The 15,271-nt window shown below is 56.3% G+C and carries 18 protein-coding genes and 1 pseudogene; 8 read left to right on the top strand and 11 right to left on the bottom strand.

The window, feature by feature from the left end; genetic code table 11:
• Positions 1–5: 5 nt before the first annotated feature.
• Positions 6–602 carry a TetR/AcrR family transcriptional regulator gene (locus ACVKSX_RS04335; RefSeq protein WP_010245576.1) on the bottom strand — a complete coding sequence of 199 codons (597 nt, stop codon included), beginning with the start codon at positions 600–602 and terminating at the stop codon, positions 6–8.
• Positions 603–776: 174 nt separating this feature from the next.
• On the opposite strand from ACVKSX_RS04335, the gene ACVKSX_RS04330 reads away from it, so the two are divergent.
• The 4 genes from ACVKSX_RS04330 to ACVKSX_RS04315 all read left to right on the top strand — a co-directional run bounded on the left by ACVKSX_RS04330 (position 777) and on the right by ACVKSX_RS04315 (position 3,182).
• Positions 777–1,016, top strand: coding sequence for a DUF1289 domain-containing protein (locus tag ACVKSX_RS04330; protein ID WP_010245573.1), 240 nt, complete (start codon positions 777–779; stop codon positions 1,014–1,016).
• Positions 1,017–1,084: 68 nt separating this feature from the next.
• The gene (locus tag ACVKSX_RS04325; protein ID WP_010245570.1) at positions 1,085–1,981 is read left to right on the top strand and encodes an aldo/keto reductase; all 897 of its coding nucleotides are present in this window, start codon (positions 1,085–1,087) and stop codon (positions 1,979–1,981) included.
• A gap of 84 nt (positions 1,982–2,065) precedes the next feature.
• The gene (gene sodC, locus ACVKSX_RS04320) at positions 2,066–2,584 is read left to right on the top strand and encodes a superoxide dismutase family protein (RefSeq protein ID WP_010245567.1); all 519 of its coding nucleotides are present in this window, start codon (positions 2,066–2,068) and stop codon (positions 2,582–2,584) included.
• Positions 2,585–2,714: 130 nt separating this feature from the next.
• Complete coding sequence (locus ACVKSX_RS04315) at positions 2,715–3,182, top strand: hypothetical protein (RefSeq protein ID WP_010245563.1); 468 nt, start codon at positions 2,715–2,717, stop codon at positions 3,180–3,182.
• On the opposite strand, the gene ACVKSX_RS04310 is transcribed toward ACVKSX_RS04315, so the two are convergent.
• From ACVKSX_RS04310 to ACVKSX_RS04300, 3 genes are read right to left on the bottom strand one after another with little or no spacing between them, the layout of a single operon-like run.
• Positions 3,183–5,183, bottom strand: coding sequence for an FUSC family protein (locus ACVKSX_RS04310; protein ID WP_354438419.1), 2,001 nt, complete (start codon positions 5,181–5,183; stop codon positions 3,183–3,185).
• Entirely contained in the window at positions 5,180–6,037 is an 858-nt protein-coding gene (locus ACVKSX_RS04305) for an efflux RND transporter periplasmic adaptor subunit (RefSeq protein WP_033771647.1), read from the bottom strand. Before ACVKSX_RS04305 ends, ACVKSX_RS04310 begins: the two co-directional genes overlap by 4 nt.
• Before the next feature lie 5 nt (positions 6,038–6,042).
• Positions 6,043–6,279: a DUF1656 domain-containing protein gene (locus ACVKSX_RS04300; RefSeq protein ID WP_010245554.1), complete on the bottom strand. Its 237-nt coding sequence runs from the start codon at positions 6,277–6,279 to the stop codon at positions 6,043–6,045.
• A gap of 150 nt (positions 6,280–6,429) precedes the next feature.
• Between ACVKSX_RS04300 and slyA the strand changes: the two genes are divergently transcribed.
• Positions 6,430–6,867 (top strand): transcriptional regulator SlyA, encoded by a 438-nt coding sequence (slyA, locus tag ACVKSX_RS04295; protein WP_010245551.1) that lies wholly within the window; start codon positions 6,430–6,432, stop codon positions 6,865–6,867.
• Positions 6,868–6,906: 39 nt separating this feature from the next.
• Here slyA and slyB read toward each other — a convergent pair whose 3' ends face one another.
• Positions 6,907–7,374 carry an outer membrane lipoprotein SlyB gene (gene slyB, locus ACVKSX_RS04290; protein WP_010245548.1) on the bottom strand — a complete coding sequence of 156 codons (468 nt, stop codon included), beginning with the start codon at positions 7,372–7,374 and terminating at the stop codon, positions 6,907–6,909.
• 282 nt (positions 7,375–7,656) lie between these two features.
• On the opposite strand from slyB, the gene anmK reads away from it, so the two are divergent.
• Positions 7,657–8,778: an anhydro-N-acetylmuramic acid kinase gene (anmK, locus tag ACVKSX_RS04285; protein WP_167423094.1), complete on the top strand. Its 1,122-nt coding sequence runs from the start codon at positions 7,657–7,659 to the stop codon at positions 8,776–8,778.
• A 46-nt stretch (positions 8,779–8,824) separates the two neighbouring features.
• Here the strand turns inward: anmK and ACVKSX_RS04280 are convergent, their stop codons facing one another.
• The 3 genes from ACVKSX_RS04280 to ACVKSX_RS04270 all read right to left on the bottom strand — a co-directional run bounded on the left by ACVKSX_RS04280 (position 8,825) and on the right by ACVKSX_RS04270 (position 11,121).
• Positions 8,825–9,058: a DUF4060 family protein gene (locus tag ACVKSX_RS04280; protein ID WP_010245542.1), complete on the bottom strand. Its 234-nt coding sequence runs from the start codon at positions 9,056–9,058 to the stop codon at positions 8,825–8,827.
• Positions 9,059–9,287: 229 nt separating this feature from the next.
• Complete coding sequence (locus ACVKSX_RS04275) at positions 9,288–10,499, bottom strand: diguanylate phosphodiesterase (protein WP_187500905.1); 1,212 nt, start codon at positions 10,497–10,499, stop codon at positions 9,288–9,290.
• Positions 10,500–10,599: 100 nt separating this feature from the next.
• Positions 10,600–11,121 carry a GNAT family N-acetyltransferase gene (locus ACVKSX_RS04270; protein WP_010670047.1) on the bottom strand — a complete coding sequence of 174 codons (522 nt, stop codon included), beginning with the start codon at positions 11,119–11,121 and terminating at the stop codon, positions 10,600–10,602.
• Positions 11,122–11,410: 289 nt separating this feature from the next.
• Here ACVKSX_RS04270 and ACVKSX_RS04265 point away from each other — a divergent pair, with 289 nt between their 5' ends.
• Entirely contained in the window at positions 11,411–11,644 is a 234-nt protein-coding gene (locus tag ACVKSX_RS04265; protein ID WP_010670048.1) for a hypothetical protein, read from the top strand.
• A gap of 151 nt (positions 11,645–11,795) precedes the next feature.
• Here ACVKSX_RS04265 and ACVKSX_RS04260 read toward each other — a convergent pair.
• Positions 11,796–12,934, bottom strand: a pseudogene (locus ACVKSX_RS04260) (MFS transporter).
• Positions 12,931–13,470, bottom strand: coding sequence for a TetR/AcrR family transcriptional regulator (locus tag ACVKSX_RS04255; protein ID WP_313925383.1), 540 nt, complete (start codon positions 13,468–13,470; stop codon positions 12,931–12,933). Before ACVKSX_RS04255 ends, ACVKSX_RS04260 begins: the two are co-directional and overlap by 4 nt.
• A 542-nt stretch (positions 13,471–14,012) precedes the next feature.
• Between ACVKSX_RS04255 and ACVKSX_RS04250 the strand changes: the two genes are divergently transcribed.
• Positions 14,013–14,288, top strand: a complete 276-nt coding sequence (locus tag ACVKSX_RS04250) for a hypothetical protein (protein ID WP_010670051.1) — start codon at positions 14,013–14,015, stop codon at positions 14,286–14,288.
• A 114-nt stretch (positions 14,289–14,402) separates the two neighbouring features.
• On the opposite strand, the gene ACVKSX_RS04245 is transcribed toward ACVKSX_RS04250, so the two are convergent.
• Positions 14,403–15,167, bottom strand: a complete 765-nt coding sequence (locus ACVKSX_RS04245; RefSeq protein WP_010245522.1) for a meso-2,3-butanediol dehydrogenase — start codon at positions 15,165–15,167, stop codon at positions 14,403–14,405.
• Between the last annotated feature and the right edge of the window lie 104 nt (positions 15,168–15,271).

Raw genomic sequence — 15,271 nt, 5'->3', positions numbered from 1 at the left:
AAAAATCAGCGGCGTTCAAGCCACTGTTCGATGGTACTCAATGCCAGACGCAGTGGCTGCGCCTCGCGGGAAATTTTGCTCTGCAGACTGGCACCCAGCCACAGCAGCGACAGCAATTCCGCCATCTGCGCGGGGGGCTGCGGCAGGCTCAGCGACTCCTGCTGCTCTGCGGCAATCAGGGTCCGGGCGTAGAGTGCCGTGATCTTTCCGGCACCCTGCTGCAGTGCATCACGCATCGGCTCTGAGAGATCGCAGACCTCCGCGGAGACTTTGACGCCCAGACAGCCTACGATGTGGCCCTGCTGAACAAACAGATCAACGGCAGCACGAAAGTGGTTAAGCAGACGCTCACGCGGCGTGCCTTCGGTCTGGTTAAGCTGCAACGCCACATCCTGCAGGAAACGCGCAAAATAGCGCTCCAGTAACGCCACGCCAAACGCCTCTTTAGAACGGAAGTAGTAGTAGAAGGAGCCTTTCGGCACCGCCGCCTGCGTCAGCAGTTCGCTGAGGCCCATTCCGGTAAAGCCGCGTTGCAGACAGAGTTGCTCACCTGTCTGGAGCAGGTGTTCGCGGGTTTCGTTGCGTTGTAGCGTCTTATTCATAGCAGTGAGATTAGTAGACCAGTCGGTCTAATGCAACGCAACCCTCTCTATTTGGCACAGAGTGTTCACTCCTGAGTCAAAGAACAGGATAATTCTGACCGGGTGTGGCTTACTTCCTGCGCAACCAGGCTACGCTTTTTACTGGACTGTTTATTCTGTGAATCCGGAGGCGTGGTGGCCGAGCAGCTTGAGTTTTTCCCGGTTCCCAGCCCCTGTCGCGGCATCTGCCAGACGGATGCGCGCGGCTACTGCCTGGGATGTTTACGCAGCCGCGATGAGCGGTTCAACTGGCTGCGCTTCAGCGATGCGCAAAAGCGTGAGGTCATTCGTCTTTGTCAGCAGCGGCGTCAGCGTCTGCAACGGCAACAGAAAGGCGAGGAGCCGCACGCGCCCCAACAGCCGGAGTTATTCTGACGACTTTGCGCTTTCCGTTATACTCTCTGACACGCTAATTTCAGCCAACGCGCAACAGGGAGAACGTCATGTTAGAACCGCAAGCCATCGCTTCACAGGGGCCCGATTTTTCACCGCTGGTCATGGGGTACTGGCGTCTGATGGAGTGGGGGATGTCGCCACAGGAACGGGTCGCCTTTATTGAGCACCACGTGAGGCTCGGCATCACTACCGTTGACCATGCGGACATCTACGGTGACTACCAGTGTGAGGCGGCGTTTGGCGAGGCACTGAAACTGGCACCCGGCTTGCGCGACCAGCTACAGATTGTCACCAAGTGCGGCATCGCCACCCGCGCCCAGCCTGAGCATCAGATAGGCCACTACATTACCGACAAACGTCATATCCTGCAGAGTGCTGAAAACTCACTGCGCCATATCCACACCGATCGTCTCGACCTGTTGCTGATCCATCGTCCCGATCCGCTGATGGAGGCTGACGAGGTGGCCGAAGCCTTTATGGCGCTGCATCACAGCGGCAAGGTTCTGCATTTTGGCGTCTCTAACTTCACACCATCACAGTTTTCCCTGCTGCAATCCCGTCTGCCGTTCTCGCTGGTGACAAATCAGCTGGAGATCTCACCCGTGCAGCAAAGTGTGCTGCTGGATGGCTCGCTGGATCAGTGTCAGCAGCTGCGTATTCGTCCGATGGCCTGGTCCTGTCTGGGTGGCGGTCGCCTGTTTAACGATCCCCATTTCCAGCCGCTGCGTGACGAACTGGAAGCCGTGCGGCAGGAAACCGGTGCCACCAGCCTGGATCAGGTGGTCTATGCCTGGATACTGATGCTGCCATCGCGCCCGCTGCCAATCATCGGCTCAGGTAAAACGGCGCGGGTCAGCGAAGCCGCCGGGGCACTTAATTTATCCCTGTCGCGTCAGCAGTGGTTCCGTATTCGCAAGGCGGCGCTGGGATTTGATGTGCCCTGAAGCGTAAAACTGCGTCAATCTCCGGCAAAATAGTGCAACAGCGACCAGACTTATCTCAAACCCTGGTATGCAAATGGAGTCACCATGAAAATGAAAGCAGTTGCCCTATTCGCACTGATCGCCTGCGGCTCAGCACAGGCTGCCAGCGAGCAGGTTACGATCCATCAGGTTACCGCTGAAGGGATTGGGAAATCGCTGGGCACCGTTAAGATTGACGAGACACAGTATGGTCTGCAGTTCACGCCGGATCTGCAGGGCCTTCAGCCGGGCATTCATGGTTTCCATGTCCATGCTAAAGGCAGCTGTGAACCGGGCGAGTCTGAAGGCAAAGTGGTCGCCGCCGGTGCGGCGGGTGGTCACCTTGATCCGGCCAACAGCGGCAAACATCTGGGGCCTTATGCAGAGGGGCACCTGGGCGACCTGCCCGCGGTCTATGTCGATGACAAAGGCAGCGCCACTTATCCGGTGCTGGCGCCGCGTCTGAAATCGTTAAAAGAGATCAAAGGCAAAGCGCTGATGGTGCACGTCGGCGGTGACAATCATGCTGACCATCCTAAACCGCTGGGCGGTGGCGGGGCACGCTACGCCTGCGGTGTAATCTGAGTTTCCGGGCGGCAGGCGATGGCCGCCCGCTTTTCTCCTGCCTGTTTATGAATTGTTGTACCATCCCTGACATTTCCCCCCTATGATATTGATTCAGGTAAGAAAGCGTGATGGGGAAAGGAGCAGGAAAATGAAATTCAAGGGCGCATTACTGCTGTGTCTGCTGCTGGTGGGATGCGATAAACCCAATGATACGCAACTGGTCACCGAAACCGGACGCGAACTGCAGCGCACCATCGATACCAACCCAATGCGTATCACCTGTGAAAAGATCGCGAAGGGTCGTGAATGGCTGAGCCGCAACATGGTGCGTAAGCTGGAAGCGCAGGGTTGCGATCAGGTCTTTCGCAGCGCCACCGAAACCAATTTCACGGATAGCACTATTTATCGCCGTACCATGACTATGGTGTGCGGTGGCATTCATGGTCAGAGTTTTACCGGTACCGAACTGACACGCCGGTTTATCTTCTCACCCGATGAGAAAGTGCTGGTGATTGAACCGATGACCGAAATGGATAAAACCCGCTTCGAAGGCCATAAAACGCTGCAACAGCTGCAGGATGATTTTAACCGGCAACAGCAGCAATATTGCCAGTGATCACTCCGGCACCGCCTGCTTCAGCTGTGCCAGTGAACAGCGTAACCGCCAGATAATCCCCGCCAGCTCGCTGGCCTCGTTGCTTTCCAGTGCCAGTAACGCGGTGATGGTCTCCTCCAGTTCCGTCAGCATCCGATCCAGCGAGCTGTGGCGCACGCCGCGGCTGCTGATAATCTGCTGTAAGTCTTGCAGGCAGTGATCGCGAAACCCCATCAGTGCGGCTGAACCGGCGCGCCATTCACGCAGCTGCCAGACGATATGCGAGCAGTTGAGCAGCACCACGCCCCAGCGCAGTAGCCAGACGCGAGCCTGCTCATCCCGGCTGTGACTGAGCTGGCTGATACGGTGGTAAATCTGCGATTCGAAGCGGCTCTCACTGAGCCGGGGCCGCTGCCGCAGCTGATCGAGAAACGCCAGCCGCAGCGCCCGGATATGCCGTCGGCTGCGCCGCGCATCGGAGCTGGGTCGCAGAATCTGAAACGCCAGCCAGGCGAGCAGCACCCCGCAGACTTTGGCGATGTTATCGTTAAAGAAGTCCTGATAATCCCATGTGGGCGGGTTAGTCACCGCGATAAACGAGCCCATAAAGACGATGAACTGTCCCCACATCCCGGCGCGCTGTTTCTGTTGCAGCTTAAAGAGTTGCAGCGTCACCAGCAGCGGGAACAGAAACAGCAAAAACTGCCACAGCTGACTGATCTGCACCATCAGCCCAAACTTCATCACAAAACTAAACGCAAACAGCCACAGCAGGGTCTTCAGCAGCAGCGTGACGCTGCCGCCAGGTGAAGGTGATGAAGCGTAGAGCACACAGGCTATGGCGGTTAAGGTGAGCGCGGCGGCACCTGAAGACCATTGCGTATTGATCCAGAAGGCGCAGCCCAGCACGATAACGCTGAAGGTACGCAGGGCGCTCCAGCCCGCCTCGGCGCTGTCACTGTCGCGCGCCAGCGCCGGAACCGGCGGTGGCTGAAAACGGGTGTCGGCATCGGCACGATCCAGCAGGCGGATCCAGCGCAGCACGTTGAGGTACATCCAGCAGAAGTAGCGCAGCCGCTGACAAAAAGCGCGCTGCCGGTAGTCGCCATCCGCTGCCGGGGTCACGCTGCGCAGGATTTGCGCCAGACGATATTTATCACACGCCGGTTTCGCCAGCTCCGCCAGCAGTTGTTGCAGCGCCTCAAACAGCGCCTCAGGCGCGTCGGGCCAGTTCAGCAGCATGCGTCGCAGGCTGGAGAGCACGCTGGTGAGTCGCAGCTGCTGGTGCAGCACATAGTTCAGCACGTTGTTCTGTCGGCGAAAGCGGTAGTGGCTCCAGAACGCCTGAATCCGCAGCAGATTCATGGTCAGGATCTGGCTGATGACATTTTCATGCGCGGTCCGGATGGTCTCGCTGGCTGAGGGCTGCAGCAGTAACACCGCATGTTCCAGCAGCCGGGCATGCATCTGTTTCAGTGAGGTAATCAGCGTCTCACCATCGGAGGTACTCGGCAGTACCATCATCATCAATCCGGCGCAGAGAATGCCGGAGATCACCTCGCAAACCCGTGCCTGAGCGATGGTCCATAGCGAGGTGATATCGGTGATATTAACGCTGCTAAAGGCGATGATGGCGGCGGTGTAGCCCGCCAGCGAAAAGGCGTAGGCAACGTTATTCTGGTAGTGATTCGCTATGCCGGTACAGAGCGCCAGCCAGCCGGCAATGGCAAAGGTAAACAGCCACGGCTCATTAAGCGTATGTCCGGCGATCAGCAGCGCGGCGCTGGCCCCCATCAGACTGCCAACGATGCGCCCCAGACTTTTACTGATCGCGCCGCCGACGGTGGGAAAGCTAATCACGGCGGCAGAGGTCATTGCCCAGTAGGGCTCATCCAGATCCAGTCCGTAGGCGATGCTCAGCGCCAGGCACATCGCAATAGCGTTGCGCAACGCATAGCGCCACTGGCCGGCGTTCGCCTTAATCCAGGGCAGTTGATCCCAGGCCAGCCACTGAAAATTCATGGCTGGATGGTGATGGTGCAGCTGGTTCCCGCCACCAGGTCTGCATCGGCAGGAAGCGGGTCGAGACGAATACGCACCGGCACCCGCTGCGCCAGCCGCACCCAGGGCACGTTGGGTTTGATATCGGGCACCAGGCCGCTGTCGGTCTCAATGCTCTGGTCATAGATGGCGCGGCCAATGCTATCCACCTGACCCTGCAGCCGCATACCATTGCTGTAGAGCACCACCTGGGCCGCTGCGCCTGGGTGAATATGGCGCAGTTTGGTCTCTTCGAAGTAGCCCATTACGTAGTAAGAGTGGCTGTCGACCAGAGCAAACAGAGGCGAACCCGCGGTGGCATAGTTGCCGGGACGCAGCGTCAGATTGGTGATCCAGCCATCCGCCGGTGCGGTCAGCGTCGTCTGCTGCAGATTCCAGCGCGCCCGTTCCCACTCCGCCTGTGCCGCTTTGGTGCTGGCGGCCGCCGCGCCGGCGCTTAATCGCGCGGCATCAAGGTCCTCTGCGGAGATGATGTTGCGCGGCAGGCTGCTGCGACGGTTAAATTCATGCTGCGCTTTCGCGAGATCCGCCTGCGCTTTGCTGAGCTGGGCGGCGGCATTGTCGAGCGCGATCTGCCACGGCACCGGGTCCAGCGTTAACAGCTGCTGGCCCTGATGCACAAACTGATTGTCTTTGACCTTCAGTTGCGTAATCCGGCCCGACACCTGAGGCGTGATATCCACCAGCTCTGCCCGTACTTTCCCGTCACGGGTCCAGGGCGACTGCATGTAGTAGTTCCAGAGCCAGCCAGCGGCCAGCAGCGCCAGGGCAAACACGATCAGCGTGGAGAAGTATTTTACCGCGTTAAATTTCATATCGATTATCCGTGACCGATGAGCCAGAGTGCGGCGGTAACGCACAGCACAAACAGGGAGAGATCAAACAGGGTGGGATGCCAGACATCGCCGGAGTAGATCCAGCCACGCACCAGAGGGTGGATCAGCAGCCAGAAAAAGAAGCCGAGGATCACCGCTTTGAATATCGGCGGGAAAAACAGTGAGGCACCCACCACCAGATCGGTCAGCGGATTCGCACCTGAAAAAGCAGGAGTGAGCACGTGATAACATCCTTCGTTAACCCAAACGTCAGAGTGAAAGCGCTGCCACGTTATCGTGGCCTGGTCCGGGATTTGTAATTTGTCCTGTAAACTCGCAGAATAGTGTAAAATCTGGCTTGATAGCTAGCAAGCTAATTATAAGGAGATGAAATGGATACGCCCCTCGGAACGGATTTATCTCGCCTGGTGCGCATCTGGCGCGCGTTGATTGATCAGCGGCTGAAGCCGCTTGAGCTGACTCAGACTCACTGGGTGACGTTGCACAATATTCATCAACTGCCGCCCGAACAGTCCCAGATTCAGTTAGCCAAGGCGATTGGTATTGAACAGCCTTCGCTGGTGCGCACGCTGGATCAGCTGGAAGAGAAAGGATTAATCACCCGTTCGACCTGCGCCAACGATCGTCGTGCCAAGCGCATTAAGCTGACGCAGCAGGCCGAGCCGATTATTGAACAGGTTGAGAGTGTGATTGATGAGACGCGGGATGACATTTTGTCCGGCATCAGTCGGGAAGAGATCAGTCAGATGGTGACGCTGATCGCCCGGCTTGAGAAAAACATTCTCGAACTTCAGCATAAAGAGAAATAAAAAAACCGACGCCCAGGCGTCGGTTTTTTGTTAGCTTCATTAGCGAGGTGAAACCGTCACCTGGCTGCCGTTGGATGCCATCACAACACGCTGGCCAACAGAGTAACGCGTGGCGGCCTGTTTCTGAACCACCATGATGGTGTTGCCATCATCCTTACGGATTTCCAGCTCAACGCCATCGGTTTTATTGACTGCGCCCTGTACGCCCTGGCCTGCTACGCCACCCAGAACCGCACCACCGGCTGTCGCCAGGCTACGTCCGCTGCCGCCACCAATGGTGTTACCCAGGAAGCCACCCAGCACCGCACCACCGATAGCACCGATGACATTGCTCTCATCGCCGCCCTGGATTTTCACCGGACGTACTGAGACTAAGGTACCGTACGAAACGCTCTGCACCTGCTTAGCTTCACTGGCACTGTAGGTATCACCCGACAGCGTACTGGTATTGCTACAACCTGCCAGCATCACACCGGCCAGAGCGACCACAATTACACGCTTAATCATTTGAAACTCCTTTAGTCGAGAAGGTGCCACGTTTACCGCTGTATCCTGCTCACAGTATAAGACACAAACCTGGCAAATTAATCCCTGTCCGAATAAAACACGGCTGGACGAAGCATAGACTATGCAGGATCAACAATAATTCAATCGTGGACTAAAAATAGTCCCATTACGTTATCAGTCAGCACGATTGGATAAAAAGAATTTAATCATAGAATTAGCGATCATTATTTGTCAGGCTAACCGCAGATGAATTGCACTTCCGGCCGGAAGTAAGGAATGGCTATGAAATCAGGACGCTATATTGGGGTAATGTCAGGCACCAGCCTGGATGGAGTGGATGTGGTGCTGGCTGCCATTGATGAAAATATGGTGGCGCAGCAGGCCAGCTACTGCCATCCGATGCCACCAGAACTGCGTCAGGCGATTCTGGCGATATGTCAGGGACAGTCCCTGACGCTGTCGCAGCTCGGCCAGCTTGATACCCGCCTCGGCCAGCTGTTTGCTGAAGCGGTAGTGACATTAATGAAGCGCGAATCGCTTGAAGCCAGCGATATCACGGCGATTGGCTGTCATGGTCAGACCGTCTGGCATGAGCCGCAGAGTGACGCACCCAATACGCTGCAGATTGGCGATCATAATCAGATCGTGGCGGCCACCGGCGTCACCGTGGTAGGGGATTTCCGCCGCCGTGATATGGCGCTGGGCGGGCAGGGCGCGCCGCTGGTGCCTGCCTTTCATCAGGCGCTGCTGATGGATGCCACTGAACGCCGCATGGTGCTGAATATTGGCGGCATCGCCAATCTCTCGCTGCTGATCCCGGGTCAGCCGGTGCGCGGCTTCGATACCGGCCCCGGCAATATGCTGCTGGACGCCTGGATCTGGCGTAATCAGGCTCAGCCGTATGACAAAGATGCGCAGTGGGCGCGCAGCGGGTCGGTGATTCCGGCACTGCTGGAGGCGCTGCTACGTGAGCCCTGGTTTGCGTTGCCGCCGCCGAAAAGCACCGGGCGCGAACATTTCAACCTCAGCTGGCTGGAGCAGCATCTGCGCTATTTCCCGGGTCTGGCTGCGCAGGATGTGCAGGCTACGCTGGTCGAGCTGACCGCCATCACCATCACGCAGCAGGTGTTACTCAATGATGGCTGCGACCGTCTGCTGGTGTGTGGCGGCGGCAGCCGCAATCCGCTGCTGATGGCACGACTGGCAGCGCATCTTCCGGGAACGGAAGTAACGACTACCGATGCGGCGGGTGTCAGTGGTGACGATATGGAGGCGCTGGCGTTTGCCTGGCTGGCTTTCCGCACGCTCTCCGGCCTGCCGGGCAATCTGCCTGCGGTGACGGGCGCACGGGAAAAAAGCGTGATTGGCGCAATCTTTCCGGCGAATTCACTCTACCGACGCTAAGCGGGGAGTCGGGGGCAATCTGCCCCCGCAGGATGACAGGTGGCCGTCAGGCGGCGCCGGAGAGATGCGTCAGGTTGCGAACGCCAGTAATCACCGAGGCAACCATGGTTTCACGTCGGGTAATCACCTCAACCTGATAAAACCGGCTGCGGTAGGCGATGGAATAGATAACGGGATGGTACTTATTACCTTCTCCGTAGCGGGAGTAGTGCGCTTCAAGCGCACGAGTCGCTGCGAGAATATGGGAGGGTTCTTTATCACCGCGGATGATTTGCTTCATTCAGTTCCTCAAATGCTGTCCCTGGAGTCACGTCGCACGCATGGCGCGTAGCGCTGGCCTAAACACTGAACATCTGACTGCTAAACATTTAATCACTGACTGGGTAATGACTGACTCTGCCGCGGGAAGATGACAGAAAGATGATCCCCCGAGGCTGTTAATTATTTAGCAGCCGCCGGGTGATCCAGCAAGGCAGGAAATTGCAAATTCATCCAAATCGCAGAGGCGGTCAGATCAGCTCCGGCCAGGCCACGGCCGCAACGCCATTGAGTACAGGTTTTGAGAACAGAAAGCCCTGAAACTGGGTCACGCCTGCCGCTTCAAGCCACATCCACTCTTCCGGCTGTTCAATACCCTCGGCGATAACACCGATCTCCAGCGAGGAGCAGCATTTCAGAATGGCATGAATGATCGCCTGCTTCGGCCCACTTTTATGCACATCAGCGATGATGGTACGGTCGATTTTAATCTTGTCGGGCTGAATGCGCGTCAGCAGCGACAGGCCGGCAAAACCGGCACCGAAATCATCCAGCGCCAGGCTGATGCCGGCCGCCTTCAGCTGCCTGATGGCGGCTTCAAAGGCCTCAGGCTGCGAGATAATTTCATTCTCGGTGAATTCAACCATGATCTGCTCTGGCACCAGTCCCTGCGCAGCAATCTCATCCAGCAAAAACGGGACGGCGTCGGGCACTTCCACCAGTGTCATCGGCAGCAGATTGATCGACAGAGTCATGCCCTCAATCCCCAGCTGCTTCGCCTGGGCGAAGGCGATCTTTTTCGACCTCAGATCGAGCTGATAGAGCTGCTCACGTGACAGTCGGGCAAAATAGTCGAGCGGCGGTTCACCGTGCGGGCCGCGCAGCAGCGCTTCCAGCGAGACGATTTCGCAGGCGAAGGGGTCAACGATCGGCTGAAAAGCAAAGCTGACCTCATCCGCTGCCACCAGCGATGCATTGCCTTCACGCTGTTCTGACTCGTCACAGATAAACGTCCAGCCGCTGGCGGCCGGGATCTCAAAATAGTTCTCTTTTTCCCGCGCTTCGACAAAGGTGCGCAGGAACTGCAGTGCGCGATCGGCATAGGTCAGCTGATACTTTGTGGTGCACTTTGCCAGCACCGCCTCCAGTACCGTCTCTTTATCATGCAGCCGCAGATCGAACAGCTCCATACCGACGTGGCCAAAACGGCGTGCCGGGGCGTAATCGCGCAGCAGTTCGACCAGATTATGGTGGCGTGGATCCTGGCAAATCCGGCTGTAAACTGCATTGACCGCCGCCTCCGGACCTTCCAGCAGCTGGAAAAAATGCGTGCCATTGAATAATAAAATTCCGGTGACGCTTGAGGATTTATTGATTTTATTCGCTTTCCGCGCCAAACCATTCAGGATCTCAAGCGGCACATGTTCAGTAATGTGGCTGCGATAGATGATTGTCGACAACATAAAGGTTTCCGGAATTTTTTATTTTTTGTTATGGCACCTTACCAGAAGCTTCTTCCGGGGAAAACGAGGGCCAGTACGTCTTTCTCACTCTGACTCTGTTTTAATCAACCGGCAGCGTGGTATTGCCCGTTCCCAGAGAGCGCTGCATAAAAACGGTATCCAGCCAGCGACCCTGTTTAAAACCTACCGAGCGCAGGATACCTGTCATCTCAAAGCCTGCGGCGCGATGTACGGCAATCGAGCCCTGGTTCTCGCTGTCGCCGACGTTGGCGATCAACTGGCGGAACCCTGCCTGCTCAGCCCAGCGGATTACATGGTTTAACAGGCGCGAACCGGCTCCGCGCTTCTGAAATCCGGGATCGATATAAATTGAGTCCTCCAGCGTATGCCGGTAGGCATGGCGCGGGCGATAAGGCGTCAGATAGCAGAACCCACGTACTTCTCCGTCGCTGACAGCGATAAACCACGGCAGGCCCGCCTGCTGAATCTTCCGCATCCGCTCGCCAATCTCTGCCGCGTCGGGCGGCACTGTCTCAAATGAGCCGGTGCCGTTAAGCACATGCCAGGCGTAGATCTGCTGAATCGCCGTGATGTGGCGTTCATCTGCCTCAAAAATTTCCATTATGCGGTTTTGCCCCGAAAGTCTGCACCTGGTGGAAAAACAACGGTATAGCGGGCGATGTGAGGGCGCAATATAAATATTACGCGCTCATGAAATTTTATGAGTGCGTCGTTCGGCAGGATTATTCCTGGCAGGAAGCAGATAAAAAATCACGTCGGTTTAGTGCCACTACTGAATGGTAATTAAGCCTATTCTGAAAACAGCGTCAGCCGGATGATCCGGGCCGGCATTAAGGCTATTATCTTCGCGGTTCTGATGGGGTTGATTTATTAAATGGAGGCGCAGCGTGATGCGATTTGTTGATTTTCTGAATAGTAAGCAGGGGCTGCGTGCAGCAAGAAATCACTGCTTTGAATTAAATGGTGTGGTACTGGGCCATTTTACTGCGTTATTCCTGCATGATAACCAGATTATTTTTACCAAAGATGGTAAGCAGTGTGCTGTGCCTTATTATCTGGGTCCCGAAGAAGATTTGCTTCAGCAGAAAATAAATCCACGCATTAAAAATATTCGCGCGATCTGAATGGACGCCGCGATGAGTTTATCGCTTCAGCCATAACACCTGCGTAATATTTCCTCATTCCCCGGGCGATAATATTGGCACTGTCTGGTAAATAGCATCGACGCTATTTCTAACTTCCCTGTTTTCTGCCGACCTATTCGTTTACGCCTGCTTATTTACCCGACTCGCTGCTGTTCTGCGCGGGTGCAATAAACAGCAGCAGCAGGGCGCTGACCGCAAACAGCGTCAATGCCGTACTGGCACCCAAAGAGGCGTAAAGCTGACCAAACAGCAGCGATCCCGCTACCTGGCCCACCGCCAGCATAAAAAACAGGATGCCGACGCCGGTCGCCGGATCTTCAGCAGTGGCGCGTGCGCCCCACACCAGCAGCACGCCCGATAGCGTGACGTAACCTGCGCCACAGCAGGCAACCGCGATCGCTAAACCGGTGGATTCGCCCCGACTCCAGGCCAGCACCAGCAGTGGCACTGCCATCCCGCACAGTGAGAGCCGGTATACACCCTTCAGCCCGATACGGGCAGCGACCGGGCCGGTTGCCGCACCCACGATGCCTGCTCCTCCGGCAATCAGCCAGAGTAAGCGGGCGGTCTCTTCATCCACACCGACATGCTGTCGCAGCAGCGCTGACCCAAAGCTCCACTGACCAGACCCGAAATCAACGCAATACTCATCAGCCGATGCATGGAGCGGCGATACAGCCGCTGGTGCCAGTGACGCACTCTGGTGGGACGACTGGCGGCGTGACCCGATAACACGCGCATCACCGGCAGCACACAGGCCAGCGACAGCAGAGCGAACAGCAGACAGGTGGCACGCCAGCCGCCGGGCAGAACGCTCAGGATGACCACCGTCAGGATAATGCCCGCGCTGGTGCCGGCATTGATCAGGGTATTGATGCGCGGCTGACCCGCAGCAGGGATTCGATCGCTGACCGCCGCCGCCAGAGCAGGTGAAGCCAGACCGGCACTCAATCCGGCAATAAAGAGTCCGGCCGCCAGCAGCAGCGTTGATGAGGCACAGGCGAGCAGCAGCAGACCCGCCGTCGCACTGAGTGAGGCCAGCAGCGCCGTCAGCCGGGTGCCATAGCGATCCGCCAGCGCGGCTGCGGTAAGAATGGTGAGGCAATATGCCACAAAGCTGCAGGCTGACAGCATACCCGCCTGCTGCGGGTTGAAGGGGATCTCCGCTGAGATAGCGGGCAGCATCAATCCCCATGAGAAGCGCGCCATGCCATAGGTCACGGCGATCAGGCTGAAGCCGGTCAGCGCCAGCGCGATGGGCGATCTCATCCTGTCGCCCTGTTCTGAAGTAACTGACTGACGACCTGCGCCGCCTGTTGAGCAGCGGCGGGACCGGTAATCAGCGCCGTGGTAATGGCACCCTCAAAGAGTATCCAGATAGCATCACTCAGCGACTTATTTTCAGCACCGCGCAGATGCGTCACACAAAGGGTGACATAAGCCCGCATCGTGGTCCGGAAGGCCAGCGCCTGAGCGGCCAGTTCGCTGTCCCGCTCGGCATACTCTCCCCAGGCTTTAAGAAAGAAGCAGCCCCGGGCACCGTTCGCTGCCGTCCACTCGCCCAGCACCCTGAACAGATGCGCTATCGCATCAGGCTGTTGCGGTGGCAGCAGATCGGCCATAAAGCGCTGCTCGCGCGCGTCGAGTACCGCTGCGGTCAGCGCTTCGCGTGAGGCGAAGTGATGATAAAGCGTGCGGGTAGAGACGCCCGCTTCGCGACAGATATTGTCGGTGCTGGTGGCGTGGAAACCGTGGGTGTAGAAGAGCCGCTCGGCGGCCTGGATGATATCGTTTCTCTTTTTCATGCTTTAAAAGTAAACCGATCGTTTTACTTTTTCAAGCCGGTCGCTGTTAATTACGCCCGCCGGTATTGATAAATCCCTGATGCCAGGGGAGCTGGCGTTCCGCTTAAAGGCACGCTGTGCACCACTTTCACTCTTATTCAGGTTCAGTTTATCAATACTCATAAATACCCCTGCGGGGATGATATTTTTCAGCTTCTGCTCTAATCATATCTGAGTAGCGCGTCACCCCTGGCGCGCAGGTTTATTTTATAAGGTATTGTTTTTAAGGTGTTGTTTTTATTTTTGCTTTTTTAATGATGCATTAGCAGTATAAATGTAAGCGGGGCGGCAGTGAGGGTGAGGGCGTTACAGCGCGTGGAATGCCTGAAGCGACATAAGCAATGAAAAAGGGCATATTCTCAAAGTCAGCCAGACTCACGCAATAAAGTGGTTTTAGGGATAATTCTCAGTTAGTTTAATAAAGCTTCAGATTACAAAAAAAACCTCTTACGAATTTTGGTTCGTTTTTTAAGATACATACAGCAACTATCAGGATGACTACCATGCTCAAAGCCAGCTACTATTATCTGTGCCCGCGTCCCATGGGTGGATGGATTTTACACAAAGAAGGTTGCGTTAATCTGTCAAAGAACGATAAACGCGTTTTTATTGGTTCGCTTTATACCCGCCAGCAGGCGCTGGCCGTGGCGAAAGTTCATCACGCTAATGCCATACTCTGTAATGCCTGCCTGAGCACTTTTATTTGCCCGACCAGCAGCAGCACGGCAATTAAACCTGCACGCGCGGCAACGCCAACCCGCCATACGCCAAAACATTAATTTGTATGCAGGGAGTTATTGTTCTGCTGTGGCAGAAGGATAATAAAGGGAATTAATGCTGCGGGCCGGTTAGAATAAAAAAAGGCAGCTTAAAGACGCTGCCCTGTTCTTTATTTAAGCCTGTTTAGGCTGGCCATTTGAAGCGGTAATTCCGCCATCAACCGGCAGGTTAACGCCGGTAATATAACTGGCTTCATCGCTGGCAATAAAGAGAATGGCACGGGCGATATCATCCGCTTCACCGGCCCGGCGCAGTGGAATACGGTCGTAAAAGCGCTCCAGCAGCGCCTGATCCTGTTTGGCATCTTCGGTCAGATCGGTAAAGGTAAAGCCGGGACAGATTGCATTGACTCGTACGCCATCTGCGCCGTAGTCCATCGCCAGCGCACGGGTGAAGTTGGTAATCGCCCCTTTAGCCGCGTTGTAGATGCTCATGCCCCAGTCGCCGCCTAAACCGGAAACGGAAGAGATGTTAACCACGTTGCCTTTGCTCTTTAACAGGGCAGGCATGAAATAGTGTACGCCGTGGAAAACCCCATCAAGGTCAGTTTTCATCAGGGTTTTCCATGCGTCGAGGTCGACTTCATGGATGCGGCCCTGCACGATGACGCCGGCGTTATTTACCAGTACGTCAACACGGCCATACTTCTTCAGCACGGTTTCTGACAGCTGTTTAACCTGTGCGGCTTCTGAGACGTCGCAGGCAGCCACCAGGTGATCGCCTGGCGTCATGTCGGCCAGCGTCTCTTCCAGTTTCTGCGCGGTACGGCCCACCAGCACCACTGATGCACCCTCTTCAGCGAAGCGTTTTGCGCTGGCTTCGCCAATGCCGGATCCGGCACCTGTCACAACCACAACTTTCTGCGTAAATCTGGACATTATGCCTCCTTTTCAGCATCAATTCTCACTGTTAACAACCGGTTAAGCCTGGCAGCGATCGCCAGAAACACAAGCGCAGCGCGAAATGCGCTGCGCCAGATGAC

Source organism: Pantoea sp. PvP021, assembly GCF_054056055.1.
Note: the sequence above shows the minus strand (reverse complement) of the source record. Positions and strands in the feature narration are given on the sequence as shown.

What these genes read in the sequence shown, in the direction of transcription:
- ACVKSX_RS04310 (WP_354438419.1), bottom strand. Translation starts at nt 5,183, where the DNA reads ATGAATTTTCAGTGGCTGGCCTGGGATCAACTGCCCTGGATTAAGGCG.
- ACVKSX_RS04265 (WP_010670048.1), top strand. Translation starts at nt 11,411, where the DNA reads ATGCGATTTGTTGATTTTCTGAATAGTAAGCAGGGGCTGCGTGCAGCA.
- slyA (WP_010245551.1), top strand. Translation starts at nt 6,430, where the DNA reads ATGGATACGCCCCTCGGAACGGATTTATCTCGCCTGGTGCGCATCTGG.
- ACVKSX_RS04275 (WP_187500905.1), bottom strand. Translation starts at nt 10,499, where the DNA reads ATGTTGTCGACAATCATCTATCGCAGCCACATTACTGAACATGTGCCG.
- ACVKSX_RS04280 (WP_010245542.1), bottom strand. Translation starts at nt 9,058, where the DNA reads ATGAAGCAAATCATCCGCGGTGATAAAGAACCCTCCCATATTCTCGCA.
- ACVKSX_RS04305 (WP_033771647.1), bottom strand. Translation starts at nt 6,037, where the DNA reads ATGAAATTTAACGCGGTAAAATACTTCTCCACGCTGATCGTGTTTGCC.
- ACVKSX_RS04325 (WP_010245570.1), top strand. Translation starts at nt 1,085, where the DNA reads ATGTTAGAACCGCAAGCCATCGCTTCACAGGGGCCCGATTTTTCACCG.
- ACVKSX_RS04270 (WP_010670047.1), bottom strand. Translation starts at nt 11,121, where the DNA reads ATGGAAATTTTTGAGGCAGATGAACGCCACATCACGGCGATTCAGCAG.
- anmK (WP_167423094.1), top strand. Translation starts at nt 7,657, where the DNA reads ATGAAATCAGGACGCTATATTGGGGTAATGTCAGGCACCAGCCTGGAT.
- ACVKSX_RS04255 (WP_313925383.1), bottom strand. Translation starts at nt 13,470, where the DNA reads ATGAAAAAGAGAAACGATATCATCCAGGCCGCCGAGCGGCTCTTCTAC.
- ACVKSX_RS04245 (WP_010245522.1), bottom strand. Translation starts at nt 15,167, where the DNA reads ATGTCCAGATTTACGCAGAAAGTTGTGGTTGTGACAGGTGCCGGATCC.
- ACVKSX_RS04335 (WP_010245576.1), bottom strand. Translation starts at nt 602, where the DNA reads ATGAATAAGACGCTACAACGCAACGAAACCCGCGAACACCTGCTCCAG.
- slyB (WP_010245548.1), bottom strand. Translation starts at nt 7,374, where the DNA reads ATGATTAAGCGTGTAATTGTGGTCGCTCTGGCCGGTGTGATGCTGGCA.
- ACVKSX_RS04315 (WP_010245563.1), top strand. Translation starts at nt 2,715, where the DNA reads ATGAAATTCAAGGGCGCATTACTGCTGTGTCTGCTGCTGGTGGGATGC.
- sodC (WP_010245567.1), top strand. Translation starts at nt 2,066, where the DNA reads ATGAAAATGAAAGCAGTTGCCCTATTCGCACTGATCGCCTGCGGCTCA.
- ACVKSX_RS04250 (WP_010670051.1), top strand. Translation starts at nt 14,013, where the DNA reads ATGCTCAAAGCCAGCTACTATTATCTGTGCCCGCGTCCCATGGGTGGA.